At 64.2% G+C, this 26,597-nt stretch carries 24 protein-coding genes; all 24 read left to right on the top strand.

The window, feature by feature from the left end; translation table 11 throughout:
- The first annotated feature begins 136 nt into the window (after positions 1-136).
- The 24 genes from ACGLHR_RS25150 to ACGLHR_RS25035 all read left to right on the top strand — a co-directional run bounded on the left by ACGLHR_RS25150 (position 137) and on the right by ACGLHR_RS25035 (position 26,506).
- Positions 137-400 carry a helix-turn-helix transcriptional regulator gene (locus ACGLHR_RS25150; protein WP_400096793.1) on the top strand — a complete coding sequence of 88 codons (264 nt, stop codon included), beginning with the start codon at positions 137-139 and terminating at the stop codon, positions 398-400.
- The gene (locus tag ACGLHR_RS25145; protein ID WP_400096792.1) at positions 397-783 is read left to right on the top strand and encodes a DUF1441 family protein; all 387 of its coding nucleotides are present in this window, start codon (positions 397-399) and stop codon (positions 781-783) included. Before ACGLHR_RS25150 ends, ACGLHR_RS25145 begins: the two co-directional genes overlap by 4 nt.
- Positions 776-2,917 (top strand): phage terminase large subunit family protein, encoded by a 2,142-nt coding sequence (locus tag ACGLHR_RS25140; protein ID WP_400096791.1) that lies wholly within the window; start codon positions 776-778, stop codon positions 2,915-2,917. Before ACGLHR_RS25145 ends, ACGLHR_RS25140 begins: the two co-directional genes overlap by 8 nt.
- 76 nt (positions 2,918-2,993) lie before the next feature.
- Positions 2,994-3,221 (top strand): phage head-tail joining protein, encoded by a 228-nt coding sequence (locus tag ACGLHR_RS25135; protein WP_318232965.1) that lies wholly within the window; start codon positions 2,994-2,996, stop codon positions 3,219-3,221.
- Positions 3,218-4,729 (top strand): phage portal protein, encoded by a 1,512-nt coding sequence (locus ACGLHR_RS25130; protein WP_400096790.1) that lies wholly within the window; start codon positions 3,218-3,220, stop codon positions 4,727-4,729. Before ACGLHR_RS25135 ends, ACGLHR_RS25130 begins: the two co-directional genes overlap by 4 nt.
- Positions 4,730-4,734: 5 nt before the next feature.
- The gene (locus tag ACGLHR_RS25125; RefSeq protein WP_400096789.1) at positions 4,735-4,914 is read left to right on the top strand and encodes a hypothetical protein; all 180 of its coding nucleotides are present in this window, start codon (positions 4,735-4,737) and stop codon (positions 4,912-4,914) included.
- Positions 4,915-4,981: 67 nt separating this feature from the next.
- Positions 4,982-6,037: a head maturation protease, ClpP-related gene (locus tag ACGLHR_RS25120; protein WP_400096788.1), complete on the top strand. Its 1,056-nt coding sequence runs from the start codon at positions 4,982-4,984 to the stop codon at positions 6,035-6,037.
- Between the two features lie 11 nt (positions 6,038-6,048).
- Positions 6,049-6,396: a head decoration protein gene (locus ACGLHR_RS25115; protein ID WP_400096787.1), complete on the top strand. Its 348-nt coding sequence runs from the start codon at positions 6,049-6,051 to the stop codon at positions 6,394-6,396.
- 39 nt (positions 6,397-6,435) lie between these two features.
- The gene (locus ACGLHR_RS25110; RefSeq protein WP_400096786.1) at positions 6,436-7,479 is read left to right on the top strand and encodes a major capsid protein; all 1,044 of its coding nucleotides are present in this window, start codon (positions 6,436-6,438) and stop codon (positions 7,477-7,479) included.
- Positions 7,480-7,573: 94 nt separating this feature from the next.
- Positions 7,574-7,795, top strand: a complete 222-nt coding sequence (locus ACGLHR_RS25105) for a hypothetical protein (RefSeq protein ID WP_400096785.1) — start codon at positions 7,574-7,576, stop codon at positions 7,793-7,795.
- Positions 7,795-8,496, top strand: coding sequence for a phage tail protein (locus ACGLHR_RS25100; protein ID WP_400096784.1), 702 nt, complete (start codon positions 7,795-7,797; stop codon positions 8,494-8,496). Before ACGLHR_RS25105 ends, ACGLHR_RS25100 begins: the two co-directional genes overlap by 1 nt.
- Positions 8,493-8,951: a hypothetical protein gene (locus ACGLHR_RS25095; RefSeq protein ID WP_400096783.1), complete on the top strand. Its 459-nt coding sequence runs from the start codon at positions 8,493-8,495 to the stop codon at positions 8,949-8,951. Before ACGLHR_RS25100 ends, ACGLHR_RS25095 begins: the two co-directional genes overlap by 4 nt.
- A gap of 84 nt (positions 8,952-9,035) precedes the next feature.
- Entirely contained in the window at positions 9,036-9,800 is a 765-nt protein-coding gene (locus ACGLHR_RS25090) for a hypothetical protein (RefSeq protein WP_400096782.1), read from the top strand.
- 89 nt (positions 9,801-9,889) lie between these two features.
- Positions 9,890-13,699 (top strand): tape measure protein, encoded by a 3,810-nt coding sequence (locus tag ACGLHR_RS25085; RefSeq protein ID WP_400096781.1) that lies wholly within the window; start codon positions 9,890-9,892, stop codon positions 13,697-13,699.
- Positions 13,696-14,094: a hypothetical protein gene (locus ACGLHR_RS25080; protein WP_400096780.1), complete on the top strand. Its 399-nt coding sequence runs from the start codon at positions 13,696-13,698 to the stop codon at positions 14,092-14,094. Before ACGLHR_RS25085 ends, ACGLHR_RS25080 begins: the two co-directional genes overlap by 4 nt.
- Positions 14,095-14,098: 4 nt before the next feature.
- Positions 14,099-17,773 carry a hypothetical protein gene (locus tag ACGLHR_RS25075; RefSeq protein ID WP_400096779.1) on the top strand — a complete coding sequence of 1,225 codons (3,675 nt, stop codon included), beginning with the start codon at positions 14,099-14,101 and terminating at the stop codon, positions 17,771-17,773.
- A gap of 8 nt (positions 17,774-17,781) precedes the next feature.
- Positions 17,782-18,990 (top strand): hypothetical protein, encoded by a 1,209-nt coding sequence (locus ACGLHR_RS25070; RefSeq protein WP_400096778.1) that lies wholly within the window; start codon positions 17,782-17,784, stop codon positions 18,988-18,990.
- Positions 18,991-19,002: 12 nt separating this feature from the next.
- Positions 19,003-20,172, top strand: coding sequence for a hypothetical protein (locus ACGLHR_RS25065; RefSeq protein WP_400096777.1), 1,170 nt, complete (start codon positions 19,003-19,005; stop codon positions 20,170-20,172).
- Between the two features lie 9 nt (positions 20,173-20,181).
- Positions 20,182-22,953 (top strand): DUF2341 domain-containing protein, encoded by a 2,772-nt coding sequence (locus ACGLHR_RS25060; protein ID WP_400096776.1) that lies wholly within the window; start codon positions 20,182-20,184, stop codon positions 22,951-22,953.
- Positions 22,950-23,372, top strand: coding sequence for a hypothetical protein (locus tag ACGLHR_RS25055; RefSeq protein ID WP_400096775.1), 423 nt, complete (start codon positions 22,950-22,952; stop codon positions 23,370-23,372). The genes ACGLHR_RS25060 and ACGLHR_RS25055 overlap by 4 nt, the downstream gene beginning before the upstream one ends.
- Positions 23,369-25,276 carry a hypothetical protein gene (locus ACGLHR_RS25050; RefSeq protein ID WP_400096774.1) on the top strand — a complete coding sequence of 636 codons (1,908 nt, stop codon included), beginning with the start codon at positions 23,369-23,371 and terminating at the stop codon, positions 25,274-25,276. The genes ACGLHR_RS25055 and ACGLHR_RS25050 overlap by 4 nt, the downstream gene beginning before the upstream one ends.
- Positions 25,266-25,490, top strand: a complete 225-nt coding sequence (locus ACGLHR_RS25045) for a hypothetical protein (protein ID WP_400096773.1) — start codon at positions 25,266-25,268, stop codon at positions 25,488-25,490. Before ACGLHR_RS25050 ends, ACGLHR_RS25045 begins: the two co-directional genes overlap by 11 nt.
- Positions 25,491-25,580: 90 nt before the next feature.
- Positions 25,581-26,045, top strand: a complete 465-nt coding sequence (locus ACGLHR_RS25040; protein WP_400096772.1) for a hypothetical protein — start codon at positions 25,581-25,583, stop codon at positions 26,043-26,045.
- On the top strand, positions 26,045-26,506 hold the full coding sequence (locus ACGLHR_RS25035) for a lysozyme (protein ID WP_400096771.1): 462 nt from the start codon (positions 26,045-26,047) through the stop codon (positions 26,504-26,506). Before ACGLHR_RS25040 ends, ACGLHR_RS25035 begins: the two co-directional genes overlap by 1 nt.
- The last annotated feature ends 91 nt before the right edge of the window (positions 26,507-26,597 follow it).

Genomic DNA, 26,597 nt, shown 5'->3' with positions numbered 1-26,597 from the left:
GAGGATGGCCAGCCTCTGTTGGCCCCGGCAGGGCGGCATTGGCCCTCAATCCACCGGCATAACCCCGAAAGCCATTCCATAACTCCGAAATCCGTCCGCAGGCACCGAGACACCCCATAACCGCAGCATTGGCGGCATGGACCGAAATCAAGTTGCCGCATCGGCGCCGCCCGGGCTCTACAGGATCGCCGCGGCGGCCGCTTTGGTCGGCATTTCCCCTGACTTGCTGGAGTCCGCCATCAAGCGCGGCGAGGCGCCCCTCACACTGTTGCGGCTGGGAAGTCGCCGGATGTTGTTCGTGCGGGCGGTTGAACTCCATGCATGGCTTCAGGGGGTAGCTGCCGTCAATTCCAATGCGCCGGCCGCAGATCAGCCCGCTCACGAGGACGGCCTGGCATGAGCGAGCCCATCGAGACATCCAGGGGCGGCAACGGGCACGGCGGGGCACGGCCCGGCGCCGGCCGGAAGCCCAAGGACTACGTGAAATCTGAAGCGATCGAGGACTTCGATGAGGCGCGGGCGCGCAACGAGTCGGCAAAGGCTGACCTGAACGAGCTGGAGTTCAAGGTCAAGAGCGGCGAGTATGTCTCCCGCGCGGCCGTCATCCAGGCCACCGCGACGGCATACGCCACTATCGCCCAGACCCTGCGCTCCCTGCCCGATCATCTCGAGCGCCGCGTTGCCCTGGCGCCCGAGGTAGCGGAAGAGGTCGGCCGCCAGATCGATGAGGCGCTTGGCGAGTTGGCGGCCGTCTTTGAGCGGATGGAGGCCAACGATGCTTGAGGATTCCGAGCACTACGATGTGGCGCTGGCCGATGTCATCAGTCCATATGCCGCCTTTCGTCCGCCGAAACGGGTCACGGTCAGCGAGGGGGCGGCTCAGAATCTGATCATCAAGCAGACCGGCGGCCCGGCCATGCCATGGTCCCCCGACGAGACGCCTTACATGGTTGAGCCGACAAACATGCTCGCCAGCCGGCGCCATGAAGCGACGATCTTCGTCGGGCCCGCGCGGACCGGTAAGACGGCCGCGCTACTGCTCGGCTGGATGGCTCATGCCGTTGTCAACGACCCGGGGGATATGCTGTTCGTCCAGATGTCGCAGGACAAAGCCCGCGAGTTCAGCAAGACGGACATCGACCGCGCGCTCCGGCACTCCCCAAACCTGGAAAAGATGAAGAGCAGGTCGAGCCAGGACGACACCGTGCATGACAAGCAGTTCAAGCATGGCATGTGGCTCAAGATCGGCTGGCCGACTGTCTCCAACCTGTCGGGCTCGACCTATCGCTATGTCGCCTTCACCGACCTGGACCGGATGCCGGACGACATCGGGGGGGAGGGCGCGCCGTTCCCGCTCGGGCTGAAGCGTACGACCACGTTCATGAGCCGCGGCATGGCCCTGGCCGAGTCGTCCCCGGGCCGCGACCTGACCGACCCCAACTGGCGACCGGCAACACCGCACGAGGCGCCGCCCACGAACGGCATCCTGGGCCTGTACAACGGCAGTGACCGGCGCCGCTGGTACTGGAAGTGCCTCGACTGCCGCGAGTGGTTCGAGGCAGAGCCAGGACTCGGGCTTTTCAATTTGCCTCCCGAGGACCAATTGGGGCAGATGGCCCGCGAGGGCGACATCAACGCGCTGGCCGACCAATACAATTTCATCGTTTGCCCGCATTGCGGCTCGATCCATCTGCCCAAGCGGAAGCCTGAACTCAATCGAAGCGGCATCTGGCTTCCTGATGGCGCGCAGATCACTGCTGACGACGAGATCATCGGCGATGCGACCACATCACCCGTCGCCGGCTACTGGCTCGGCGGCGTGGCCGCGGCGTTCCAGTCGTGGAAGTCCCTGCTGCTGCGCTACCTTCAGGCACTCCGCCAGTACGAGCTCAGCGCCGACGAGGAACCGCTGAAGAACACGACGAACGTGGACCAGGGCATGCCGTACATGAGCCGGCACCTGGCGAAAGCGGCGGCCGACGAGAATGATCCGGAGAGCCGAAAGGACAGCGCACTGGAGCGGTACATCGTCCCCGATGAAACGCGCTGCCTCATCGCTTCGGTGGACGTGCAGGGCGGGACCGGCGCGCGCTTCGTTGTGCAGGTGCACGCGATCGGCCCGCACCTCGAACAGTGGCTCGTCGACCGCTACAGCATCACCGAGTCGGCGCGCGAGGGGATGGGCGGGATGGCGCCGATCGACCCGGCCTCCTATGTGGAGGACTGGGACTTGATAACCGAGCGGGTCGTGCGCTCGACGTACCGCACCAGCATCGAAGGGCAAGAGTTACGCGTCAAGCTCACCGTCGTGGACTCAGGCGGCGAGGATGGCGTGACCGACAAGGCTTACGACTGGTATCGCAGTATGCGCCGGCAGGGCTACGCGCAGCGGATCATATTGATCAAAGGTGCTTCGTCGCGCACGGCGCTGATGATGCGCTTATCGATGGTCGGCGGCAAGAACGGTAAGGAGGGCGACGTGCCGCTCTACAACCTGAACCCGAATCTGATGAAAGACGCAGTATGGACCGGGCTCAAGCGGCGTTCGCCCGGGCCCGGCTACATCCACTTGCCGAAGTGGCCGGCGCAGGCGTTCTTCGACGAACTGCTCCGGTCCGAGGTGCGCATGCCAAATGGCACCTGGTCGCAGGTGCGCAAGCGCAACGAGGCGCTGGACTTGGCGTACTACATCCGGGCCGGCTGCCTGCGCCTGGGGCTTGACAAGATCAAGTGGGCGGACATCTCCCTGACCCCGATATGGGCACGCCCCCTGGCCGAGAACTCCGAGATTGTTACGACCGAAGATCGGCGCGAGATGAAGGCGAACGAACCCGTGCCTCCTGCGCCGGCCGGCACGTCACAGACGACCGCGCAGCTCGCCCGGCGCCGCGTTGCTCGGTCCCCGTACCTGGGCTGAGGCGAAATCTGGCCGCAGGCGGGGCTGCGGACCCCACAGCACAATCGGCGTGCTTCTATCCACAGGTGCACGCCGCATGCCAGTCACTCAAACGGACATCGATGCGCTGAACACCGCCATCGCCTCGGGCGAGCGGCGGGTCACGCTCGGCAGCCAAAGCATCACCTACTACAGCATCGCCGAGATGATTCAGGCGCGCAATGACCTGATGCAGCAAAAGGCCATTGCTGACGCCAAGGCGAGCGGGACGCCGCAGCGTCGGCGCACCTTGCTCTACCAGAGTGGTCGGGGGTACGACAATTGAGCCGACGCAAGAAGAAAGCTCCGCAGGCAACGTCGGCACAGTCCATCGTCGCGCGCTACGACGCGGGTGGCAGCGGCCGGCGCATGCGCGGCTGGAATGCCCCCAATTCTGGTCCGAATCGAGTTCTGCTGTCCGCTACGAAGGTACGTGACCGAGCGCGCGATGCCGGCCGGAACGACTGGACCGCCTCGGCCGGTGCACAGCGGTGGGTGACGAACCTCATCGGCACCGGCATCGTACCGCGCGCCAAGAAGATCACCGACAAGGAGCTGAAAACGGCCGTCACCGAACTGTGGGACCGATGGGTCAAGCAGTCCGATGCCGATGGCGTGCTCAATTTCTACGGGCAGCAGGCGATGGTGACCCGCGCATGGATCGAGTCGGGCGAGGTGTTCGTGCGCCTGCGCTACCGGCGCAAGGGTTCGATGGAAGTGCCTTTCCAAATCCAGGTGATCGAATCCGACTTCGTGCCGCAGTTCGATTCGGACTACTGGCCCGGCATGCCGACCGGAAACCGTATCCGCCAAGGCGTCGAGATTGATCGCATCGGCGCCCGCGTCGCCTACTGGGTCTACCGCGCGCACCCCACCGATTTCACCACCGAGACGATCGACAAGTCGCACCTGGTCCGCGTGCCGGCGGCCGAGATGCTGCATATCTTCGAGCCGAAGCGTCCGGGCCAGCTTCGCGGCGTATCGGAGTTCGCCTCTGTGCTGGTTCACCTTCGCAACGTGGCCGACTTCAATGACGCCGTGTTGGATCGCCAGAAGCTCGCCAACCTGTTCGCGATGTTCATCGAGAAGGCGATGCCGACAGCTGGGGCTGACGGTGTTGATCCGCTCAGCGGGCAACTCATCGAGTATGGCGCGGACGGCATCCCGCTCGCCGGCCTGCAGCCGGGCATTTCGCAGGAGCTGGCGCCAGGCGAAAAGGCCGTTTTCTCAAGCCCGCCCGACGCCGGCACCACGTACAGTGAGTACATGCGCACGCAGAATCTCGCCACAGCGGCGGGCCAGGGCGTGCCATACGAGGTGCTTTCCGGGGACATCATCAATGTGTCCGATCGGACCTTGCGCGTCATCATCCAGGAATTCCGCCGCTTCGCTGAGCAACGCCAGTGGCACGTCCTCATTCCCATGTTCTGCCAGCGTGTGCGCGACGCCTGGGTCGATCAGGCTGCCCTGGTCGGGGCGATTCCGCGGTCGGCCATTGCCGACGCCACCGCCGTCGAATGGGCACCGCACGGCTGGCAGTACATCCACCCGGTTCAGGACGTTCAGGGCAAGCAGATGGAGGTCGATAGCGGCTTCCGGTCGCGGTCCAGCGTGATCGCCGAGCGTGGGGATGACCCCGAGACGGTGGACGACGAGCGCGCGGCCGATAAGAAGCGGGCTGAAGAGCTCGGGCTGCCAACCACTGCTCCGCAAGCCGGCACAGCGGGTCCAGCCGGTGATAACGGGGGCGCGGGGTCGCCCGGCCAATACCCGAACACAAAAAAGGGGAAATAGCCGTGATGAGTTTCCGGGACTTGTTCACAGAGTTGGGTAAAGCGGCGCCGGCAGCAGTCATCGGGTTCTTGCAATGGCTGACCAACGCCATCCCGACGCTGCTGCTCTGGATGACGTTCGTCTATACGGGCCTGCAGATGTACGTCTTCATTCGGGACAAGGTGCGGAGCCGCCAAAAGGACTGATACGAAATCCGCCCGCAGGCGGTTCGCCTTGCGGAAAACCACAATCCGCATCAATCAAAGGACCGCCATGAAGACCTGGTATCAGATCATCGCCAAAGCCGACGCGCCCGCCGAAATCTCCGTCTACGACGAGATCGGCGCATGGGGCGTTACCGCAAAGAGCTTCATCGCTGACCTGAAGGCGCTCGGCGACGTGAAGCAACTCACGCTTTCGATCAACTCACCCGGGGGCTCGGTATTCGACGCCCTGGCGATGTTCAATGCCCTGCGCGGTACCGGCGCGGATATCACCACGAAGGTTATGGGCATTGCCGCCAGCGCGGCGAGCCTGCTGGCGATGGCCGGCGACAAGCGGGTCATGCCGGCGAACGCTTTCATGATGGTGCACAACCCCATGAATGGCGTGTTTGGCAATGCCGCTGATATGCGCGACATGGCCGACGTGCTCGACAAGATCAATGCATCGCTGATCGCCACCTACGTCGCACGCACTGGGCGCACGGAGGACGAGGTGAAGGCGCTGCTGGACGCCGAGACATGGCTGAGCGCCGAAGATGCGCTAGCGCAGGGCTTTGCCGATGAGGTCGAGGCTGCGCTGACGGTCACCGCCAGTTACGACATCGACCGCCTGCCGGCGAACATCCAGGCGGTGTTCAAGGCTGTCGCGGACCCCGCTGCCGCCGAAGCCGCCGCCGCAGAAGCCGCAGCGGCCGCAGAAGCCGCTGCCGCTGCCCAAGCCGCAGCAGCTGCCGCCGTTGCTGCCACGCCGTTTGCCGATCAGGTGCTCAGCCTGGCAACGGCAGCCGGCGTGCAGGAATTTGCCGCGCATTGGGCTCTCGCCACCGGCGACATCGGCGAAGTGAAGGCACGCATCGAGGAGGCTCGCGAGATCCAGGCGTTGTGCGCGCTTGCCAAGCGGCCCGACGACGCGGCGGCATTCATCCATGCGCGCACGTCGGTCGAGAAGGTGCGCGAGAACCTGGTCAACCGGCGTGCGACGCAGGACGAACAGGTTCAGATCGACACGGCCGCACGCTCCAAGAATTCGTCCGCCAAGGCTGCGCAGCCCGAGGCGGTGAGCGCTTCTGGCATCTGGGCTGCGCGCCACAAGGCATCTCAATAAGGAGTTGAGTCATGACGATGTACACCGAAGGCTTGCACACGGCTGAGTTCCTGCTGGACGATGAGGATACCTACAGCCGCGAGCAAGTGACCATTGACGCTTCCGCGCCCGAGATGTCGGCCGGCACGGTGCTGGGCAAGCTCACCGCGAGCAGCAAGTACGTACCGTACAACAACGCGAACACGGACGGCTCGCAGACCGCAGTGGCGATCTTGTATGCACATGCCCCCGACCTGACCGTCGATCAGAAGGCCACCATCGTCGCCCGCCAGGCAGAAGTTGCATCCTATGCACTGGTCGGCCTGGATGCGCCTGCCCGCGTAGAACTCGCCGCGATCGGCATCATCGTCCGCGACTAAGCCGCGGCAGCGAAACCACCATCTCAGGAGAACCGAAACATGCCGGCACTCGATATTTTCCAGAACGACGCTTTCGGCGTCGTCTCGCTCACCAAGGCGATCAACGACATCCCGTACCAGCCGAAGCGGTTGGGGGAACTCGGTTGGTTCTCGGAAGAGGGCGTTACCACCACCGCGCTGATGCTGGAGCGTGAGGGCACCACCATCAGCCTGATCCCAGCCGGCTCCCGCGGCGCTCCGGGTCGCCCGGAAAAGGCGGACAAGCGCAAGCTGGTGTCACTGCCGTCCGTGCATCTGCCGCAGCGCGCGACCATCAATGCCGATGAAGTGCAGAACGTGCGCGCCTTCGGCTCCGAGACGGATGAGATGACCGTCACGTCCCTGGTGAACAAGCGCCTGGTGAAGCTGCGTCGCAACATCGACACCACGATCGAGTGGCAGCGCATGGGCGCTGTCAAGGGTCAGGTGCTCGATTCGGACGGCTCGGTGCTGCTCGACCTGTTCCAGACCTTCGGCCTGACCAAGACCACCAAGGCGCTCGCGCTGAACGTGGATGCCACCAAGGTCCGCACGGCGGTCGTCGGTGCGAAGCGCACGATGGAGCAGAAGCTCGGCGGCCTGGAGTACCGCAGCATCCGTGTTCTGTGCTCGGCATCGTTCTTCGATGCCTTCGTCGATCACCCGGCCGTGCAGCGCGCCTGGGACAACTTCCAGGACCGTGCACTGCTGCAGCAAGACTTGCGCGGTCCCGGCGCCAATGGCGGCGCGGGCGGCGGCGGTGGTGCACCGGCCGGCGGCTTTATGTTTGCGGGCTGCTACTGGGAAGAGTACCGTGGCAACATCAGCGGCCAGTCGTTCATTGCCGATGGCAAGGCGCACATGGTTCCGGAGGGCGTGCCCGACTTGTTCAGCACCACCTACTCGCCAGCCGACTACATGGAGACGGTGAACACCATCGGCCTGCCGTACTACGCCAAGCAGGAACTGATGGACTTCAACAAGGGCGTGGAGATCGAGGCGCAGTCGAACCCGATCACCTTCTGCACCCGCCCCGATGCGCTGATCGAGCTGTCGATCTCGTAATCGCGTGGCACTGAGCGCGTTCAACCGCCTCGCTGACCGCATCCTCGCTCGATTGGGTGAGGATGCGGTTTTGCGTACTGCGGAAATGTGCCGAGTGAACATCGAGCACAACGTCGAGGTTGCCGGAAACGACGGGCAGATGGTCTATTCCCGCTCGGTGGCGACGATGCTGAAGTCCCTCAAGCCGCGCATTGGCGACCCCCTGGTGTTCGTCGATGCTGCCGGTATCCCGATCCCCGGGCAGGCATACGCGATTGACTCGCCGCCCTTCGAAGAGAACGGGTACACCGCGCGGTACATCCTCCGGAGCGTGTAATGGCACGTCTCAGCAGTTTCTCGGTCACCGTCGATACGGTAGCGATCGAAGAGGTCGCGCAGTCGCTCAGCCGCATTGACGGTGCCGCGCTCGGCCGCGCCGCCATGACGGCGGTGAATACCGTTGCCGAGCAAGCCTTCAACGACGCCCGCAAGAAGATGAACGAGGGCATCAACCTGGCAGATGCCTATCTGCAGGCGAACATGACGTTCACGCCGGCCGCGGACACGGTGAAGCCGACCGCAGTGGTTACGGCGCGCCGGGAGCACTCGACGCTGACGCGCTACGGCGCGCAGCAGTTGACGAAGCCCGTGCGGTTCCCGAACGGCTCGTTCACGCCCGGCAAGATGGGGAAGAACCCCCGCAAGGCGGGCGCGATGCTCCCCTGGAAGCTCCGCACGGGCGACGAGAGCCGCGGCATCCCGGCCAATATGAAGCAGGCGGGCCTATCCGTCGAGGTGACGCGCGGCAGCCGTAAGCCGATCAGTTATGCGTTCGTCATCCGCGGGCGCAACGGCAATGTCCTGACCGCCAAGCGCGTGCCAGGCACTCGCCGCAAGATCGAGGTGCTGTATGGCCCCTCGGTCTACCAGTTGTTCCGAGTCGCCCTGGACACTACGTTCCTGACAAACGTGTCGGACCGCCTGAGCAAGACCGTTGTGACGCTCACGGCCGACGAACTGAAGAAGGCCCTGGCATGAGCAAAGCAAGCGACATCGCGGCAGAACTGACCGCGCGTATCGCCAAGATCACCAAGGCGAATGGCTATGCCACCGACATCGGCAGGCATGTGTTCCGCGGCAAGCGCCGGCTGGACGAAGAAACGCACCTGCCGTGCGTGATTCTTGTCGAGGGGAACGACTCGCCGAAGACCGACGACAGCCTCACCGCGGTAGGCATCGAGCAAGCCTACGTGTTCGAATCGCATGATGCCTGCGATCCGGATAACCCGAACGACAAGGCCCACCTGATGATCACGGACCTGAAGCGCGCGATCTTCTCCGGCGAGCCGAAGCACGGCATGCGCCTGAATGGCAAGGTGAGGGCGCTTAATTACAAGGGGCGCGTCATGGGGGCGCGCGAGGACGGCGCCAGCATGGTGTTCGCCGGCATCCATATCACGGTTTTCTATACCGAAGACCTGACCAACCCCTGACGACGAAATTCCCCCGCAGGCGGGTAGACCCCCGGATCGCCACACTTCCACCGTGCCAGTGTGGCGATTATCGGAGATACCCCTATGTCTGCTCGTGGATTTCTTGGCGCTGGCGATCTTTACATCGCCCGCTACAACCCCGTCACGGCTGCATACGACGCCTTCCAGGGCCCGTATGAAGCCAAAAAATTCGAAATCAAGCCGTCCGTGGACATCAAGGACTTGGCTTCGCGAGGCCGCAGCACCTACGGCCAGGTGATTGAGACAGTCACGCTGCCGAAGCCGACCGAGTTCACCGTCGAACTCCCGGAAGTCAACAAAGAGTCGCTGGCGATCGCGTTGCTGGGCACCACCGTGGACATCAACACCGCTGCGGGTACCATGACCGACCAGCCGGTGACCGCCAAGCTGGGCTCGTGGTCGGAACTGCCAAACACCAACTTCTCGCAGACCGGGTTCGCTGTCAAGAACGCGGGCGGATCGGTTACCTACGTGCTCGGTACCGACTACGAAGTCAACTGGCGTATGGGCTGGATTCGACCCCTAACCGGCGGCGCGATCGCCGATGGCGCATCGATCAAGGTCAGTGGCGCGTACAACGCGGTCACCGGTACGCAAATCAACGGCTCGACCAACAGCCAAATCCGCGCCAAGTTCCGACTGGATGGCATCAACTTTGCCGACCAACTGCCCGTGATCGTTGACATCTACGAAGGTGTCGTCGCCTCGAACAGCGCATTTGACTTTCTCCAAAACGACTTCGCTACGGTCACGCTGCCGGGTCGCCTGAAGACGCCGGTCGGCCGCACCGAGCCGTACAACGTCAAGCTGCTCAGCACCGCGACCTAAAGCGGTATGCGCACGCCCGGGGCACTCGCCCTTGGGCGCGCGGTGAGGGCGCCGACGCTCACCCACCTCATCACTCTCCGCGGGCCGCCATGGCAGACAATAACACCGACGTATCCCTACGGGTTACTGCTTCGACTGACGGCGCCGAGAGTATTCGGAAGCTCGCGGACGACGTTCGCAATCTCGCGAAGCAGGGCGGCGAAGCCGCGCCCGAATTCCAGCGCCTGGCCGCCGAACTCGACCGCCTTTCCGGCCAGGCCACTGCGGTCCAGAATTTCTCAGACCTGCGCCACGAGATCGAGCAACTGGCTGCCGAGCAGAAGAAGTCGGCCGATAGTGCTGGCGAACTGAGCGGGAAACTGCGCGAGCTCTCCGGCACGACCGGGGAATTCCAGGCTGCCGAGGCGCAAGCGAAGCAGGAGGTGCGAGACGCACAGCGCGGCATCGCCGAGAAGCGCGACGCCCTGGCGCGGCTGAAGCTCGAATACGACGATACGGGGAAGCAGAGCGCCGACTACCGGCAGCAGGTGCAGGCGCTGAACCTGTCCATCCTCGATGCGAAGGCCGCGCTGCGCGACAAGAAGGACGCGCTAGTCGCTGCACAGCAGGCCACGAAGGACGCTGCGGGTGCCGAGCAGCAGTTGTCGGCGCAGAGCAAACTCGCAAACGTCGAGGTGAAGGCGACGACGCGAGAACTGACGCAGCGTAACGCGGCGCTGAACGACGCGCAGGCCGCCCTGAAGGCAACGGGTGTCGCGTCCGAGGATGTGGCCACGGCGCAGGCAGACGTGCGCAAGGCGTTCGCGGAGACTGCGGTGGCCGTCGAGCAGCAGCAGGCCGCCCTCGTCGAGCGCCGGCAGGCCGAAGCCGCCGCAGCGGAGCTCGCCAAGCAGGCAGCTGCGGAGGAAGATCGCCTCGCCACCATCCAGCAGAACAATCGGTATCGGCTTGCTGCGGCGGCGCGCGAACAACTTGACGCCGAGCGGACGCAGTATGCAGAGTCCGCTCGCCTGGCGAAGACTGCCACCGACGCCAAGATCGCGGCAGAGCGCCAGTACAGCGATTTCGTCAAGGGTTCGGCGCAGGCGCGCAGGGCGCTCGAAGATGCCTTTGCGCAGACCGGCGTGCGCTCGGCGCGGTCGGTGGAATTGGAGATCAGCAAGGTCAACGCGGCGCTGCATGTTCTGGCGAACGATGCGTCAGTGAGCGGGGCAGAGTTCGACCGTGCCTTTGCGGGCGCGCAGCGGCGCATCGAGGCGCTGAAGAACTCGCTGAACGATGTGCCCGAGGCAATGAATAAGACCTCGACAGCCTCGCGCCTGGTGACCAATGCGTTTGGGCAGTTGGCTGCGGCGTACGGCGGGATCGAACTGGCGACGAAGTTCATCAATGCCAACGTGCAGTTGGAATCGCTGCGCCGGTCGCTTGCCATCACCTCGGGCAGCACTCAAGATGCCGCGCGGCAGATCGAATTTCTGCGTACTACGGCGAACAGTTCGGGTATTGCTATCGGGTCTATCTCCGACTCGTACCTGCGATTCTCGGTGTCGGCTCGCCAGGCGGGGATTTCCGCAAAAGTCGTCGAGGACGTGTTCGCGGCGGTCACGCGCATGTCGGGCCAGATGGGGCTCAGCAGCGAACGGGCCGCCCTGGCGTTGGAAGCCCTGTCGCAGATGGCCGGCAAGGGCACCGTGTCGATGGAAGAACTGCGGCAGCAGCTTGGTGACTCGCTACCCGGCGCTCTGAAACTCGCAGCAGATGGGCTCGGACTGACCGTCAAGCAGATGACGGTGATGGTGGAGAACGGGCAGGTGATGGCGGCGGACATGTTACCGGCGCTCGCCTCCGCCCTCACGAAGACCATCGCGAAGGGTACGGACGATGTGCAGGGTTTCCAGGCGACGTGGGCCCGGCTGAAGAACACGATGACCCTGGCGGCACAGACCATCGGCGATACGGGCGCTATGGATGCGCTGGGAGTGTCGCTGCGTGCAGTCGGTGTCATCGCTGGATCGGTGGCGATGGGCGTATCGACGACCCTGGACATCGTGTTCACGGGCGTGAAGCAGCTTGCCACACTGACGGCCGGTGTGGTGCACGGCGACTTGAAAGGCGCCTTGGAAGAATCGGGGCGTCTGGGCGATCAGTTCATCGAGCGGCAGGCGAAGTTTGGCCGCGCGCTGCAAGACCTTGCAGGCGTCGGCGAGAAGACCAACGCCGCGCAGGCGAAGGCAGGCGCCGCGGCAGTGCAGGCCGGCACGCAGGCCGCATCCGCAGTGGTGGGGGTGAACGCCAATGCGCAGGCACAGCGCGCTGCCACTACCGCCGCCACGGAGCATGCACAGGCACAGGGGCAGTCGGGCGCGGCGGCAGCGCAAGCTGGCGCGCAGGCGGCGGGCTCCGCAGCAGGCTGGTACACGATTCAGGCCGCATACAAGGAAGTCAACAAACAGGCTGAGTCAAACACCGTCATCGCGGAGAAACTGGCGGCTGCCAAGAAGGCCGAGGGCGCGGCGTCCGTGCAACTTGCGACGATGGCCGGCAATGAAATCGAGCTTAGGCGCACCGCTGCACAGGCCGCCGAGGCCGACCAGGTTGCGCTACAGCGCCTCTCCGACGCGCGCCAGCAGGAGGTGAACAACCTGAAGGCGCAGGTGGAGTCGTTGAACGCTGCTGCGGCGGCGTCGGGCGGCCTGCGTGACGACCAGAAGGAGCAGATCAACACGCTCACCGACCTGATCGACAAGAAGGTGGCCGAGGCCGAGCACGCGAAGCAATCTGCCGATGCCGCGGTGATCGAGGCGCAGTCGCGCCACCTTGTCTCCGAGACGTATAAGGACAACGCGGCCAACCTCGACACGCTACGCGTGGCGGCTGCGCAGGCTGCGAACGAACTCACAAGGGTGCGGGCGCAGGAGACCGACACGGCGAGCTCGCATGCCCTCGTCGCGGAAGCGGCACGCAACGCAGCGTTTGCCGAGGGCCTGTATCGCGACGCCCTGGCCGACACCGCAAATGCTGCCGCGCGCAAGGTAGCGATTCTGCGCCAGGATGAAGTCGAGACGAGCATCGCCCTCCGCGGACGCCTGGCGTGGGCGAAAACGCAGGAGCAGGAAGCGCAGCTCTACGGCCAGGTTGGGCAGGCGGCCGAAATGCGCATCCGGCAGAAGCAGATTGAGATCGAGCAGGTGCGCAATCACATGGTAGCGGTCGATGCTGAGACGAAGGCGACCCTAGCCGAGATCGAGGCGAAGCGCGCCGAGCTCGCCGTGAGTGGGCAACTCACCCCGGAGAAGCAGGCGGAAATCGATCTGCGCATCCGCAATGCGCAGGCGAAACAACTTGAGGCGCAACAGGGTGAGCAGGCGATCCGTCAACTGCGAAACGAAATCATCGAGATCCGCAATCGCAATATTGAAGCCGAGAATTCGCAGCGAATCGATGCAGCGGCGCAGGAATCCCGCATCAAGAGCCATACGAATGGGTCTGTCACCGCGTCGCAGAACGACGGATTGATGTCGCTGGCTGCGAAGCAGAAGGCTGGAACGCTCAGCGCCGATGACCTGAAGACCGCGCAGGCCGTGTTCCAGGCGTCCGACGCCAATTTCCAAATGATGCAGCAGTACCGCTCGCAGTACACGCTCGCCGGTCAAACGAGCGTGACAGCGGCATATACCCAGTCGAAGTCGATCCTGGATGCGGTGCAGGCCGCTGCGGCAAAGGGGGGAGCAGGGGCCCCGGGGTCGAAGACCACGCAGCCCGGCACCGGGACGAAGACGGTCAATATCAATATCGGCGGCAAGAGCACAGCGGTCAACGTCGCAAGTGAGGCGGATGCAAATAACCTCACGGGCGTGATGCGCCAGCTTGAGAGCCTGTCCGGGAGGTCCAACGCATGAGCATCACCCTAGCGGTAGGCGCCACGTCTATCGATCTGCATCCGGACCTGTACTGGTCCGACGAAAACAACTGGCACCCGGTCGAGCAGACCGTGCAGCGGACCCTCACGGGGGCGCTCATCGTGAGCAGCGCCACGCGGCTCGCCGGCCGCCCCATCACGCTTGAGCCCGAGGACGATTCGTGCGCCTGGATGAACGGGGCGACGAAAGATCAATTGCGAAATTGGGCCGCAGTCGCAGGGCAGCAGATGACTCTTACACTGCGCGGGCAGGCTCGCACCGTGATCTTCCGGCATCAGGATGGGCCCGGGGTCGAGGCCAGGCCCGTTGTGCATTACAGCGACGTGGTTGATGGCGACTGGTTCCTAGTCACGCTGCGGCTCATGGAGATTTGAAGAAATGGCGATCCTAAGCGCTGACATCAAACTGATGCAGTCGGAGGTACTGCTGGACACCGACAATGGTGGCGGCAAGATCACGGCGAACGAGGTGGTGGACGGGGTATCGAACAACCTGTTCCCGGACGTGTCTGAGCTCGATCGGGTGTACGGCCGCATCGGGCTGCGCAAAGCCTACCCCTCGGTGCAGGTGACCGGCACGGACAGTTATCTCGGCTCGCATGCCATCGTGCTGAAGGAGCCAGCCGATCCCGCCGTGTCGGTGACGATGTTCACCACGAAATCGTGGTACGACCGTCGCAGCGATGCCGCGAACAACGTGCAGAGCTATTTGGCCAAGTCGGTCAAGTGGCCGGGTCAGGTGCTGGGGGTGCAGCTGCAGGGCCAGCGCTCGATTCAGCTGTTGCTGCGCGTCGGTGACGCCCTGCCCAAGGTCGGCCAGTCGCTGGTACTGATCCAGAACGAGGGACAGGGCACCGAGTTCTCGCAGTTCGTGCGCGTGCAGACCGTGACCACCTTGACGCGCCAGTTCACGGTGCTGGTCGGCGGCGCCTCGGTGACGTTCACCGGCGTGATGGTGACGCTGGGGATTTCGTCGCAGCTGCTGTACACCTTCACCGGCCCCGACCCGTCGCCGCTGGATCTGGGCTCGGCCGCAGGCTGCATCTGCCGCGACACGCAGGTGGCCAACGCCGCCAACTACCATGGTATCGCGGCGGTGACCACCCAGGCCAACCCCGGCGACGTCTCGGTGCAGGCCAGCTCGATCTTCTCGCAGCTGGTGCCCAGCTCGCAGCAGCAGACGCCGCTGACCAACCTGAGCGCCGCCGGCACCACCAACCCGACCGTGCAGTCGGGCACGGCCACGCAGTCGCAGTCGGTGACGGTGACCGGCAGCTACCCGCAGACCGTCTATGTGCCGACCGCGATCATGCCCGGCACGCTGGTGATGGGCCCGGTGTCGGACGACAAGATGGGCAACCTGATCATCACCGCCACCGGGGTGGTGGTCGGCACCGTCAGCTACCACACCAGCCTGGTGACGATGTCCCAATCCATCGGCACCTCGGGTAGCCTCACGATGTCGTGGATGCCGGCCGGCGTGCCGATCCTGGCGCAGAACACGGCCTCCATCGACATCGACCAGACCAACCGGGTCAACGTGTTCGTGATGACCCTGGTGCCCGCGCCGGCCCCGCGCCGGCTGCAGGTGTCGTACATGTCGCAGGGCAACTGGTACACGCTGACCGACCAGGGCGGCGGCAGCACCGGCTCGATCAAGGGCAGCGATCCCTCGCTGGGGGCCGGCACCATCGTGTACGCCACCGGCACGGTGACGATCACCACCGGCGCGCTGCCGGACGATGCCTCGTCGATCATGTTCTCCTGGGCCTCGCCGGCCAACACGTTCAACCGCTCGAACACCACGCCGTACGTGCCGTACGTGAGCTTCTTCATCACGCCGGCCGCCGGCCAGCAGCTGGTGCAGAACACGGTGTCGATCACCTGGCCCAAGCCGGGCGGGGGCACGGGCACCGCGACGCTGAACCAGGCCACGCAGACGTTCTCCGGCGATGGCACTGGCTTCGCGCGCTGGATCAACGGCCAGTACGAGCTGCGCCTGCGCCCGAACCTGATCCCGGCCGGCGGCACTGTCTTCACCTTGAACTACAACCTGGGCACCAAGAAGACCCAGCACTTCGCCGCGCCGGCCCGAGACGGCCAGGGCAAGCTGTCGCTGTCGCTGGCGGACACCAACGTGGTAGCCGGCTCGGTCAAGGTGACCTGGAACGTGCTGATCAACGACTACTCGACGATCAGCAACATCCCGGCCCAGATGCAGTACTTCAAGACCGACCCGTATGTCACCGCACAGGATGACGGCTCGGGGGTGCTGAAGCGCTACAACGCGGACGGCACGACCACGGCGGTGACCAACGGTGCAGTGAACTATGCCGCCGGCACGGTGACCTTCACGCCGGACATCACGGTCAGCCTGGCGCAGCCGCTGTTCTCGTCGCACCTGATCGGCTACATGAAGAACGCCAGCGGGGGGGTGTTCGGCTCCGTGGTGACCGGTGAGCCGGTGTACCAGAACACGCTGCAGGGCATTCAGTACTACAACGCCGCCGCCACCTACCCGAACGACACATCGGGAACGGTCGATGTCGAGTACATGACCACCTCGGGTAGCGCGCAGCAGCAGACGGTGACCATGAATTCGTGGAACCTGAAGCTGATGTACCTGTACGCCGAGAATATCGTGCCGGGCTCGGTGATGTTCTCCTGGGGCGGCCAGACCTACTACGAGCTGAACGGCACGCTGTACACGAACTTCAACTCGACCAACAATTCGGGGACGGCGGCCGGCACCATCAACTACAGCACCGGCGATGTGAATATCACCAGCTTCACGTCGGGTGGCGCCAACACGATTTCGCTGCTGTCGATGCTGACCACGCAGGGCGGCCAGCCGGTGGACTTCGCCACCTTCCGCATCCCTGCCTCGCCGGTGGTACCGAGCAGCCTGCAACTTCAGTTCTCGCCGGTGACGGGCGGCACGGTCACGGTGACTGCCGATTCGTCTGGAACGATCTCGGGCACCAACGTGTTCGGCACGGTCAACTACCAGACCGGCGTGGTCAATCTGCGCTTCGGCCAGATGGTAACCGCCGCCGGCAATGAGAGCGCGATCTGGTACAACGCCAGCGCGATCAATGCCCAGGGTAAGATTTTCAAGCCGTACCCGGTGTTCGCCAGCACCATCACCTTCAACGCGGTAGCCTACTCGTACCTGCCGCTCGATGCGTCGATCCTAGGCCTGGACCCGGTGCGCTTGCCGACCGATGGCCGGGTGCCGATCTTCCAGAAGGCCTACGTGGCCGTAGTGCACCACACCGCCAAGCAGGCGGTGACGCCCAGCAATGGCCTGGTGGTGGATGTGGGCCGGGTGAGGGTGGCCGCCATGCGGGTGATCGACAGTACCGCGCCCAACCCGGTGGTGATGGACCCGTCGATGTACACCACGGACCTGGACGGCGGCCACCTGACCTTCGGTAGCTCGGTGTCCACCTCGGGCATGACCGCGCCGATCTACGTCGAGAACCGCGTGGAAGACATGGCGCTGCTGACCGACGTGCAGATCACTGGCAAGCTCACGTTGTCGCGCCAGCTGAGCCACACGTACCCGGCCAATGAAACGCGGGTATCGTCGGCGCTGATCATGGGCGATCTGCAGGCGCGCATGTCGCTGAGCTTCACGCAGACCACCTGGGCCAATACATTCGCCGATGCGGCGTCAGGGGGGGCGCCATCGTCGGCGTTCAACTTTGCCACGTACCCGCTGGTGCTGACCGACAAGTCGTGCATCCAGGAACGATGGGCACTGGTCTTCGCTGACACGATCAACTTCCGTGTGATCGGCGAGTCGGTGGGCCAGGTGGCGATCGGCAACATCAACGCCGACTGCGCGCCGACCAACCCGGCGACCGGTCAACCGTACTTCACGATCAAGGCGCTGGGTTGGGGCGGCGGCTGGGCTGCCGGCAACGTGCTGCGATTCAATACCGCTGCTGCCAACTACCCACTGTGGCTGGCTCGTACGGTTTTGCAATCAAGTGCAGCGGGCCTGAGCGACGCCTTCCGCCTGCAAATCCGTGGTGACGTGAACGCATAAGGATCGACATGGGTACGCCAACTTCCGTCAAGAACTTCAATAGCGCGTCGGCGTCGGCGCCGATCCTGCACGGCAATCCCGGCTCGATGATCACCGTGTTGGACGCGGTGCTGGTCAACGGCTATGGCCTGAAGACGCTCGATCAGCTGGTGGTGGCGGCCAACGTCGCCACTTGCACGGTATCGGCGGGCCACGGCTACTTTAGTAACCAGGTGGTGACCGTCGCCGGGGCCACGCCGGGCGGTCTCAATGGCGATGTGCGCATCACCGTGCTGTCGGCCACGGCCTTCAAGTTCAGTACGACCGGCATCTCGGACCAAACCGCCACCGGAACGATCACGGCCAAGGTGACGCCGCTGGGTTGGACCAAGCCGTTCTCGGCCACCAATATGGGGGCTTACAAGTCCAGTGACCCGCTCTCAACCGGCATGCACCTGCGCGTGGACGACACCGGAGTCGTCACGGGCCGCCATGCCCGTGTCGTCGGCTGTGAGTCGATGACCGACATCAATACCTTCACCGGGCAGTTCCCGACCACGGCGCAGCTAAGCGGGGGCCTGTGGTGGGGCAAGTCCAGCACTCTGGATACGACGGCGCGTAACTGGTTCATCATCGGGGATGAGCGCTGCTTCTACTTTGTCGTGGCCCCTAACCCCTCGAACTCGGTCAACGGCAACATGATTTACTCCGCCGGGGACTTCCTGCCGCAAGGAAGCTCAGATCAGTACAACTACCTGATAGGGGGGCCTTATAGCGATTACACCACCTTTTCATCTGGGACGATTACCTACTGTGCCAGCACGTCCGCCCCTAGTGGAATGAACACGGGCTATATGCCGAGGCTGAACTCGCAGGCGGGTGGCGCCGTTCAGGCCCTGCGCGCAGGGTGTATGAGTTGGGGGACGGATTACTCGGGTGGCGTGAGCTACGCCGGAGGACTGATCCCCCAGTTCCCCAACCCCATCGACGGGGGCGTCCTGATCACGCCGGTGTTCCTGTTTGAGGCCACGGGCGCCCTTAAGGGGCTGCGCGGCACCTACCCCGGCTTTTATCACCTGCCGGTCGGATTGGCCAACACCGCCTACAACCACCTCGACATGGTGACGGGCGTGGACACGTTGCCCGGCAAGACGCTACTGGCGGTGCGCTCCGGCAACCCCGGTCAAACCGCCTACAACGGCTGCTCGCTGTTCGACCTGCTCGGCCCCTGGCGCTAAGGAGAAACCAACATGGCAGTGAAACTGTATAGCAGCTACGCCGCAGGTGGTGGCCACCCGGTGATGTCCGGTCTGGCAGGGGCGCTGATCGGCGTCTTGGATGGTTGCTTGCTGAATGGTTGGGGTCTGAAATCCGTCGATTCGCTGGTGGTGGCGGGCAACGTGGCGACCGTGACCATCAACGCGGGGCACAGCTTCGAACTGGGCAGCACGGCCTTAATTGCGGGGGCCACGCCTAGCGGCCTGAATGGTGACAAGAAGGTGCTGTCGGTCACTACCACGCAGATCACGTTCGATGCGACTGGGGTCAGCAACCAGACTGCCACCGGTTCGATTACGGCCAAGGTTAGCCCGCTCGGTTGGGCCAAGCCGTTTTCAGGCACCAACCTCGCCGCGTATGCCTCGAATGACCCCGGCTCTTACGGCATGTTTCTGCGTGTCGATGACACTGGCACCACCGATGGGCGTGTGGTCGGCTACGAGTCCATGACCGACATCAACACCGGGTCTGGAGCGTTTCCGACCGCCGCGCAGTTGTCAGGAGGCATGTACGCCGGCAAGTCGTATCAGGCCAACAGCACGGCGCGCAACTGGATTCTGGTGGGGGACGAGCGCTTCTTCTACCTATGGGTGGAAACGGACATCACCTTCGCCGGCCTGATGTGGGCTTTCGGGGATCTGCCGTCTTTCAGCGCATCCGATGTGTGGTGCTCCACCCTGAGTGCTCAGAACGTGAGTCAGGTGGCCTACGCCGGTCAGTCCACGGTAGAGTGCGTTTCCTACTCCAACACCGTTGCTCAGTCCTACATGCCGCGCACCTCGTACGGTCAACCCGGAGCAGTGAAAACGCAGCGCCTTGGCGGCATGTGCTGGACTACTGCCGCTGCGTCCGGCACCTCGGCCTATTCCAGTTCCGTGCTGAAGTTCCCCAACAATGCCGACAACACGCTTTTGCTGTCACCGGTGTATATGGTGACGGGCGGGCAGCAAGGGCTGCGGGGGCGCTACCCCGGTTACTACCACTGCCCGCAAGACTTAACTCAGGCGAATATCAACCACCGTGACCGCTACTCCAGCATGCCGGACGTGCCGGGGCGGGTGGGGCTGATGCTACGGCATGGTGGCCCGGGCTTTTCCCCCTCCGGCTACTCGGTGCTAGACATCACGGGGCCTTGGCGCTAAAGGCGGACTATGGATATCAACCAAGAACTTGTCACGGTAATGCTCCATTTCGATGGGGCAAACGCTAGCACCACCATCACGGATAATTCCCATCTGGCGCTGGGAGGCACTTGTATTGGTACAGCCGCGCTCAGTACGACACAGAAGAAGTTCGGCACGGCCTCGCTGAAGACCGGCAGCGCCAACGGCAACTACCTGAAGCTTCCTGCCGGGCGGGCACTCGACTTCGGCAGCGGGGACTTCACGGTGGAGGGCTGGGTGTGGCCGGTGTCTCAGGGCACCGACTATGGCGCCATCATGGGGCGCTGGGATGATGCCACCCCCGCCAACCGTGACTGGCTGATCTGGCGCGACAGCATCGGGGCGGTCAACGTGTCGCTCAACGGCGCGCAGGTGATCACCGGCGCCGCAGGCGACCTGCCGACAGGCGCCTTCGCCCATGTGGCGCTGACGCGCGCCGGCACCGCCTTGCAGGTGTGGGTCGGTGGCGTCGCCAAGGGCAGCGTGACCTTCTCCGGTGCAATCAATTGCACGCTGGGGCAGGTTAGCGCACTTGGTCAGTCCAACTTCACGTCAGGCTCGACCTTCTTGGAGGCGTACTACGACGAGGTGCGCGTAACGCGGGGGTTGGCGCGCTACACCAGCGCCTTCACGGCCCCCGCCACCTACTTCGACAGCTACGACAACCCGGTCGGCACGGTGTTTCTGCTGCACGCCAACACCACGGATGCTGGCGGCGCACTTGCGGATACCTCGAACACCTTCCCCACCAAGGCCGTGACCCCCAACGGCACTGCGGCACTGAGCACGGCGCAGAAGAAATTCGGGGACGGGGCGCTGAAGACCGATGGCACCGCAACTTCCTACGCCACCGTGCCGGACTCGACGGACTTTGACCTGTCCTCTGGCGACTTCACTGTCGAATGCTGGGTCTACCCACTGGCCTACGCCACCTCGGGCAATACCGTGGCGCTGGTCAGCAAGGACTCCGTTTCCGGCACCGCCAACGGCCAATACCGTATCTACATCAACTCCAGCGGCAACTTCGGCTTCGGCATCGGCTCGGGCAACGGAGCTACCCAGTTCCAAGGTTTCGCCGGTGTCTCAGCGCTCCCGCTGAATGCGTGGTCGCACGTGGCGCTGGTGCTGTCTGGCACCACGTTGATGGTGTTCGTCAATGGCACGCTGGAGAACTCGGCGGCCAAGAGCGCCACCATCATCAAGGGGGCCAACGCCCTGTACCTCGGGATCGATAAGGGCTACACCGCCACGAATGCCTTCAATGGCTACCTAGACGAGGTGCGCATCACTAAGGGATTCGCTCGGTACACGGCCAACTTTTTGCCACCGCTGACCCCCTTCTACGGACCCACGGTGCCGGTCTATGGGTTGTTGCGTGGCAGTCGGATCTCCGCAGCGCAGGGTCTGGTTTATCCAACAGTGGGCCGCAAGTCCCCGATGACCCCCTATGGCAGCCTGCGCATCAAGGACGCGACCTGGGGCGGCTCCGCCAGCGTGTCCGGCAAGGTCACGATCAACAATGTGGCCGCCGTGCGCCGGGTGTTCCTAGTGGATCTGAAGTCGATGGCCGTGATGCGCACTCAGTTCAGCGATATCAACGGCAACTACAGCTTCGCCAACATCGACGGCTCGCGCAGCTACATGGTGATCGGCCGCGACTACCAGCAGGTCTACAACGCCGTGGTGCAGGATCTGATCACGGCGGTGGACGCCGCACCCGCCGCGTTCCGCCCGGCCCGGCGCAAGCTGCGCTTCAAGGCCGGGGGCACCGGACTCAGCACCAACTACCCGGCTCTGATTCGCGTGGGAGAGAGCACGCCCATCGGCGTGTCAGGCATCAACGCGTCCAACCTGTCCCAAGTGCAAGCGATAACCAATGCCGACGTGATCTGCCCTGTCCGGTACATGCCACGCGCGCGCGACGACGTGGCGGACATCGTGTTCACCGACACCTCGGGCAACCAGTTGGATTTCTGGATGGAGGGGGTCTACGGTACGGCCCCCGACCGTGTGGCCTATTACTGGGTCAAGCTACCCGGCGATCTCGATGCCGGCCCGGTGGACATCTACGTCCAGTACAACCGGGGCCTCACGCAGACCAAGACCAGCAACGGGGCTGCGCTGCCGTGGACGCTGTTTGACGACTTCAACGCCTATGACGGCTCGAAGTGGACCGCTTTCGGTGCCAGTACCTCGACGGGGGTGTTTGCCAATAGCCTGTGGTCGATGCAGGCAAATGGCTCAGAATCGTACGTCACCTCAGTGGCCACCTTCGCTGCCGGCCTGGAGGCGCTAGCAGTCTACACCCAGTTCGGCTACAACTTCACGGCAGGCGCGGTGCAGAACCAGTTCGGTTTTATGAACGGCACGACTGCACTCAGTACGGTGGCGACGCTGGAGAACCTCGGAGATTACCAAGCCGGCTCTCGGCTGGCGATCAACGGCGAGGCCACCGCCAATACTAACGGCAGGCTTACTCCTTCGGTCGGGGGCGGGGTCGCCACCAGTGGTGTATTGTCCAGCGCCCAAGCCGGGCGGATCGCGCTGGCGCGGGGATCTGACGGTTCAGTGGTGGCGCAGATCAACAACCAGACGGTAATGACCCGCTCTGGTGCTGGCACAGGCAACGCCAATCTGGCGCTCTACCGGGGCAAGAACTCGCAGTCCGGCTATGTTTCGTCAATCGACTGGGTGGCGCTGCGCAAGTACATCCCCAGTGGCCCGCCTGCCATGCTGCAATTTGCCGAGGAGTTCCTATGACGCTGGCTCTCTCGACGGCCGTGATCGCCGACCGCCTCAAAGCCTTGACCCGCGCCATCGACGGCGGTGGCGCTGCCGGGGTGCTGAACATCTACGACGGCACGCGTCCGGCCACAGCCGGCGCTGCGGTGACCACGCAGATCAAGCTGGCGGCGCTGCCGTTCGCCTACCCCTTGGCCGGCACGATCTCGGGCGCCACCTTGCCGATCCTGATTGGTGCCTCCCAGTTGGCGCTGAAAACCGGGGTAGCAGCGTGGGGCCGCATCGTGGCCTCGGACGGGACGTTCGTTGCCGACCTGGATGTGGGTGCCTCGGGAAGCGGCAAAGAAGTGGAATTGGCGGCGGGCAGTACACCCACCACTCAACTCTACGAAGGGGGCGATGTTTCCGCGTCGGTGGCGTCGTTGATTGAAGCGTGAGCACGAACGACCTGAATTTTCACAAGAGCTACACGCCGCCAGCGGGGGGGCAGGTAGCTCTTAACTTCACTTTGAACCCAGACGGCGTACCCACCACCGCCGTGGTTCGGCTTGTTAAGAGCGCGCCCACCCTGCGCATTGTCGGAGACGCTGAGAAGGCCGTCGCGCGCACGGCAACGGTGACGATGGCGCTGCACACCGTGCAGACGCTGCATGTGCGGGCCAGCTACGCCAACAATGTCTTTCGCGGCCCGTCGAGTACCCCCGCCTCAGTCTATGAAATGGCAACGCCGAGTTCCTCTGCCAAGTCCTCGGCCTTCGAGCAGTCCGCCTCACTGAAGGCCGCCAGGGAGTTCTCCTGGCGGCCGCCTACGCAATCCCTCGGGGTCACGACCGCTATCTACGAGAACGCGCTCAAGTCTCGCGCAATCGCTGGACAGGTGTGGGAGGCAGCCGCCCCCATGACGACGGCACGCGACTCGCTATGGAAGTACCCGCCCCACCTCAAGCCTGCCCTGGCATCGCGTTATGAATCGGCCGCGCCACTGTCTAGCCTGCGGGGAGATTCGTGGGAATACCCGCCACACCTCAAGCCGGTAATGACCCTGCGCCACGAGGTAGCGTTGCCGGCCGTGCGCGGCTTCGGCTTGCCGGCCAAGGCGGGGCAGCGTCGTGTGAAGACCACCAAGGTACCTTGGGAAGCCGCGAAGTGGGCGAGCTACGGAAAGGAATCGCCGTATGTGCCCCCCGAGATTCCGGGGTACACCTCCGACACCGCGCTGAATTTCATCTGCCCGTGGCTGGACTACGCCGGTAACGACATCCTCATCAACTTCGGCAAGTACCCCTGCAAAGAGGCCGAGCCCACGCAACCCGGCACTGGCATCATCATGCCCGTCAAGAAGGTCTACATCGTGATAAACAATGTGCTGTTGCGCCGGTTAGACGGCAACGTCGAGTTGCCGACGTTCTCGCTCTCGCTGAGCATTGACGCCGACTCCTGGACGTGGGGCTTCAATGCGGCGCTGCCGGCCGCCGCGCAGGATGCAATTGAGCCCGGTTCAGACGGCACACCGGTCGAGCTTGAGGCGGTCATCAACGGAACTGCGTATCGCGTGCTCGCAGAGAATATCAGTCGCGATCGTTCCTTCGGACAGGCCGTGATCCGCGTGAGCGGGAAGGGAAAATCTGCGATGCTGGGCGCGCCCTATGCCCCTATCCTGAACTTCGGCAACGCGCAGGCGCGCACCGCGCAGCAACTGATGAACGATGCGCTCACCATCAATGGCGCGAGCATCGGCTGGACCGTCAACTGGGGGCTGACCGACTGGCTGGTGCCGAGCGGAGCATGGGCGCACCAGGGTACCTACATCACGGCGCTGAACACGATCGCGGAAGCCGCGGGCGGATACATCCAGCCGCACCCGACGCAGAAGCAGTTGAATGTGCTCGCGCGCTATCCGACCGCACCCTGGAGCTGGGGCTCGCTGACCCCGGACTTCGAACTGCCGTCCGACGTGACGACGCGCGAGGGTATCGAATGGGTCGAGCGCCCGCGATACAACCGCATCTTCGTGACCGGCGAAGGGCAGGGCGTGTTGGGCCAAGTGACGCGCGCTGGCACGGCCGGCGACATCCTCGCACCCCTGGTGACCGACGCGCTTATCACGCATGCCGACGCCGCGCGCCAGCGGGGGCTGTCTGTTCTGGCCGACACGGGGCGCCAGGCGCATCTGTCGCTGCGCTTACCTGTGCTCGCCGAGACGGGCGTTATCCAGCCGGGCAAGTTCGTCCGGTATATGGACGGCGGCACGACCCGCATCGGCATCGTGCGCAGCACAGCGGTAGAAGTCGGCGTGCCCGAAGTTTGGCAAACCATCGGAGTCGAGACTCATGTTGCGTAACCCGTACAAGGTTCTACTCGGGCTGCTGCCCGATCCACCGCTGCAGGTCGGCACCGTCTCGGCGGTGAGCAACGGGGTGGCGACGATTACCATGCCCGGCGGCGGCATTGCGCAGGCCCGCGGCAACGCGGCCGTCAACGACCATGTGTTCTTCCGCAACGGGGTCATCGAGGGCTTGGCCCCAAGCCTCCCCATCACGCTCATCGATGTCTGAAACGATGGGCGCAATCGCCCCGCAGGCGAGACAGAGCAGGGAGGCGGTACGGTGCACTCCGGAAATGCCCGCAACCTGAAAGGAGGTCACATGCTATCGGCAATCGTATCGTTTCTCGGCGGATCGGTATTCCGCATGATCTGGGGCGAGGTGAGCTCATGGCTTACCGCGCAACAAGAACACGCCCACGAGATCGAGCGCATGCGCCTGCAGGGCGAGCTCGACGCCGCGCAGCATGAGCGCAACCAGGCGGCGATCAAGCTGCAGGCCGACCTCGGCGTCAAGACAATCGCGGTGCAAGCAGAAGCCGATCTCGGAAAGATCGAAGCTGACGGCTGGCTGGAAGCAGTCAAGTCCACTGGGCGCGCGATCGGCGTGGCCTGGGTCGATGCGTGGAATGCCTGCATTCGTCCCGCCGTGGCCACTTGGTCGGTCGCCATGATCTCGGGCAACTACTTCGAGTGGTGGAAGCTCGACGAGAACGGCTGGGCGCTGTGCGGCGCCGCGCTCGGCATCTACCTGGCCGACCGCGCACTGTTCAAGCGGGGCAAGTGATGGCCGGCGCCGAGTTCCGCGCGCTGGCGATCAAGGTCGCCGCGGCGCTCGCCCGGCGCTTTGAGGGGTGCTACCTGCGCCCCTACCTGTGCCCGGCCGGCGTGCCGACGATCGGGTACGGGGCGACCTACTATCTGGACGGCACGCGGGTGACGCTCAACGACCCAGCGATCTCCCGGACCACCGCCGAGGTGATGCTGCTTGACATGGTGCGGCGCGTCTACCTGCCGGCCGTGCTGAAACTATGCCCAGGCGTCGATACGCCGGAGCGCTTGGCCGCGCTCATCGACTTCGCTTTCAACCTTGGCGCCGGCAACTTGCGCGCGAGCACGCTCCGCAAGCGGGTCACCGCAGGTAGGTGGTCGGATGTGCCGGCTGAGTTCCGCAAGTGGGTCCGCGGTGGCGGGCGCGTGCTGCGGGGTCTAGTGCTGCGGCGGGAGGCCGAGGCTGACCTTATCTAACCCGGTCAGCGCGCGAAATTAAACCCGATAACATCTGACATAAAAGTGCCTTACTGCGCATGCCGGAATTCGTCACCCCGGCTGACAAATT

It is taken from the genome of Cupriavidus sp. CuC1 (assembly GCF_044627735.1).
Taxonomy (GTDB): domain Bacteria; phylum Pseudomonadota; class Gammaproteobacteria; order Burkholderiales; family Burkholderiaceae; genus Cupriavidus; species Cupriavidus ulmosensis.
Note: the sequence above shows the minus strand (reverse complement) of the source record. Positions and strands in the feature narration are given on the sequence as shown.

Excerpts from the sequence above, each read along its gene's own strand:
- ACGLHR_RS25150 (WP_400096793.1), top strand. The coding sequence starts at position 137 with ATGGACCGAAATCAAGTTGCCGCATCGGCGCCGCCCGGGCTCTACAGG.
- ACGLHR_RS25145 (WP_400096792.1), top strand. The coding sequence starts at position 397 with ATGAGCGAGCCCATCGAGACATCCAGGGGCGGCAACGGGCACGGCGGG.
- ACGLHR_RS25140 (WP_400096791.1), top strand. The coding sequence starts at position 776 with ATGCTTGAGGATTCCGAGCACTACGATGTGGCGCTGGCCGATGTCATC.
- ACGLHR_RS25135 (WP_318232965.1), top strand. The coding sequence starts at position 2,994 with ATGCCAGTCACTCAAACGGACATCGATGCGCTGAACACCGCCATCGCC.
- ACGLHR_RS25125 (WP_400096789.1), top strand. The coding sequence starts at position 4,735 with ATGAGTTTCCGGGACTTGTTCACAGAGTTGGGTAAAGCGGCGCCGGCA.
- ACGLHR_RS25120 (WP_400096788.1), top strand. The coding sequence starts at position 4,982 with ATGAAGACCTGGTATCAGATCATCGCCAAAGCCGACGCGCCCGCCGAA.
- ACGLHR_RS25115 (WP_400096787.1), top strand. The coding sequence starts at position 6,049 with ATGACGATGTACACCGAAGGCTTGCACACGGCTGAGTTCCTGCTGGAC.
- ACGLHR_RS25110 (WP_400096786.1), top strand. The coding sequence starts at position 6,436 with ATGCCGGCACTCGATATTTTCCAGAACGACGCTTTCGGCGTCGTCTCG.
- ACGLHR_RS25100 (WP_400096784.1), top strand. The coding sequence starts at position 7,795 with ATGGCACGTCTCAGCAGTTTCTCGGTCACCGTCGATACGGTAGCGATC.
- ACGLHR_RS25095 (WP_400096783.1), top strand. The coding sequence starts at position 8,493 with ATGAGCAAAGCAAGCGACATCGCGGCAGAACTGACCGCGCGTATCGCC.
- ACGLHR_RS25090 (WP_400096782.1), top strand. The coding sequence starts at position 9,036 with ATGTCTGCTCGTGGATTTCTTGGCGCTGGCGATCTTTACATCGCCCGC.
- ACGLHR_RS25085 (WP_400096781.1), top strand. The coding sequence starts at position 9,890 with ATGGCAGACAATAACACCGACGTATCCCTACGGGTTACTGCTTCGACT.
- ACGLHR_RS25080 (WP_400096780.1), top strand. The coding sequence starts at position 13,696 with ATGAGCATCACCCTAGCGGTAGGCGCCACGTCTATCGATCTGCATCCG.
- ACGLHR_RS25075 (WP_400096779.1), top strand. The coding sequence starts at position 14,099 with ATGGCGATCCTAAGCGCTGACATCAAACTGATGCAGTCGGAGGTACTG.
- ACGLHR_RS25070 (WP_400096778.1), top strand. The coding sequence starts at position 17,782 with ATGGGTACGCCAACTTCCGTCAAGAACTTCAATAGCGCGTCGGCGTCG.
- ACGLHR_RS25065 (WP_400096777.1), top strand. The coding sequence starts at position 19,003 with ATGGCAGTGAAACTGTATAGCAGCTACGCCGCAGGTGGTGGCCACCCG.
- ACGLHR_RS25060 (WP_400096776.1), top strand. The coding sequence starts at position 20,182 with ATGGATATCAACCAAGAACTTGTCACGGTAATGCTCCATTTCGATGGG.
- ACGLHR_RS25055 (WP_400096775.1), top strand. The coding sequence starts at position 22,950 with ATGACGCTGGCTCTCTCGACGGCCGTGATCGCCGACCGCCTCAAAGCC.
- ACGLHR_RS25045 (WP_400096773.1), top strand. The coding sequence starts at position 25,266 with ATGTTGCGTAACCCGTACAAGGTTCTACTCGGGCTGCTGCCCGATCCA.
- ACGLHR_RS25040 (WP_400096772.1), top strand. The coding sequence starts at position 25,581 with ATGCTATCGGCAATCGTATCGTTTCTCGGCGGATCGGTATTCCGCATG.
- ACGLHR_RS25035 (WP_400096771.1), top strand. The coding sequence starts at position 26,045 with ATGGCCGGCGCCGAGTTCCGCGCGCTGGCGATCAAGGTCGCCGCGGCG.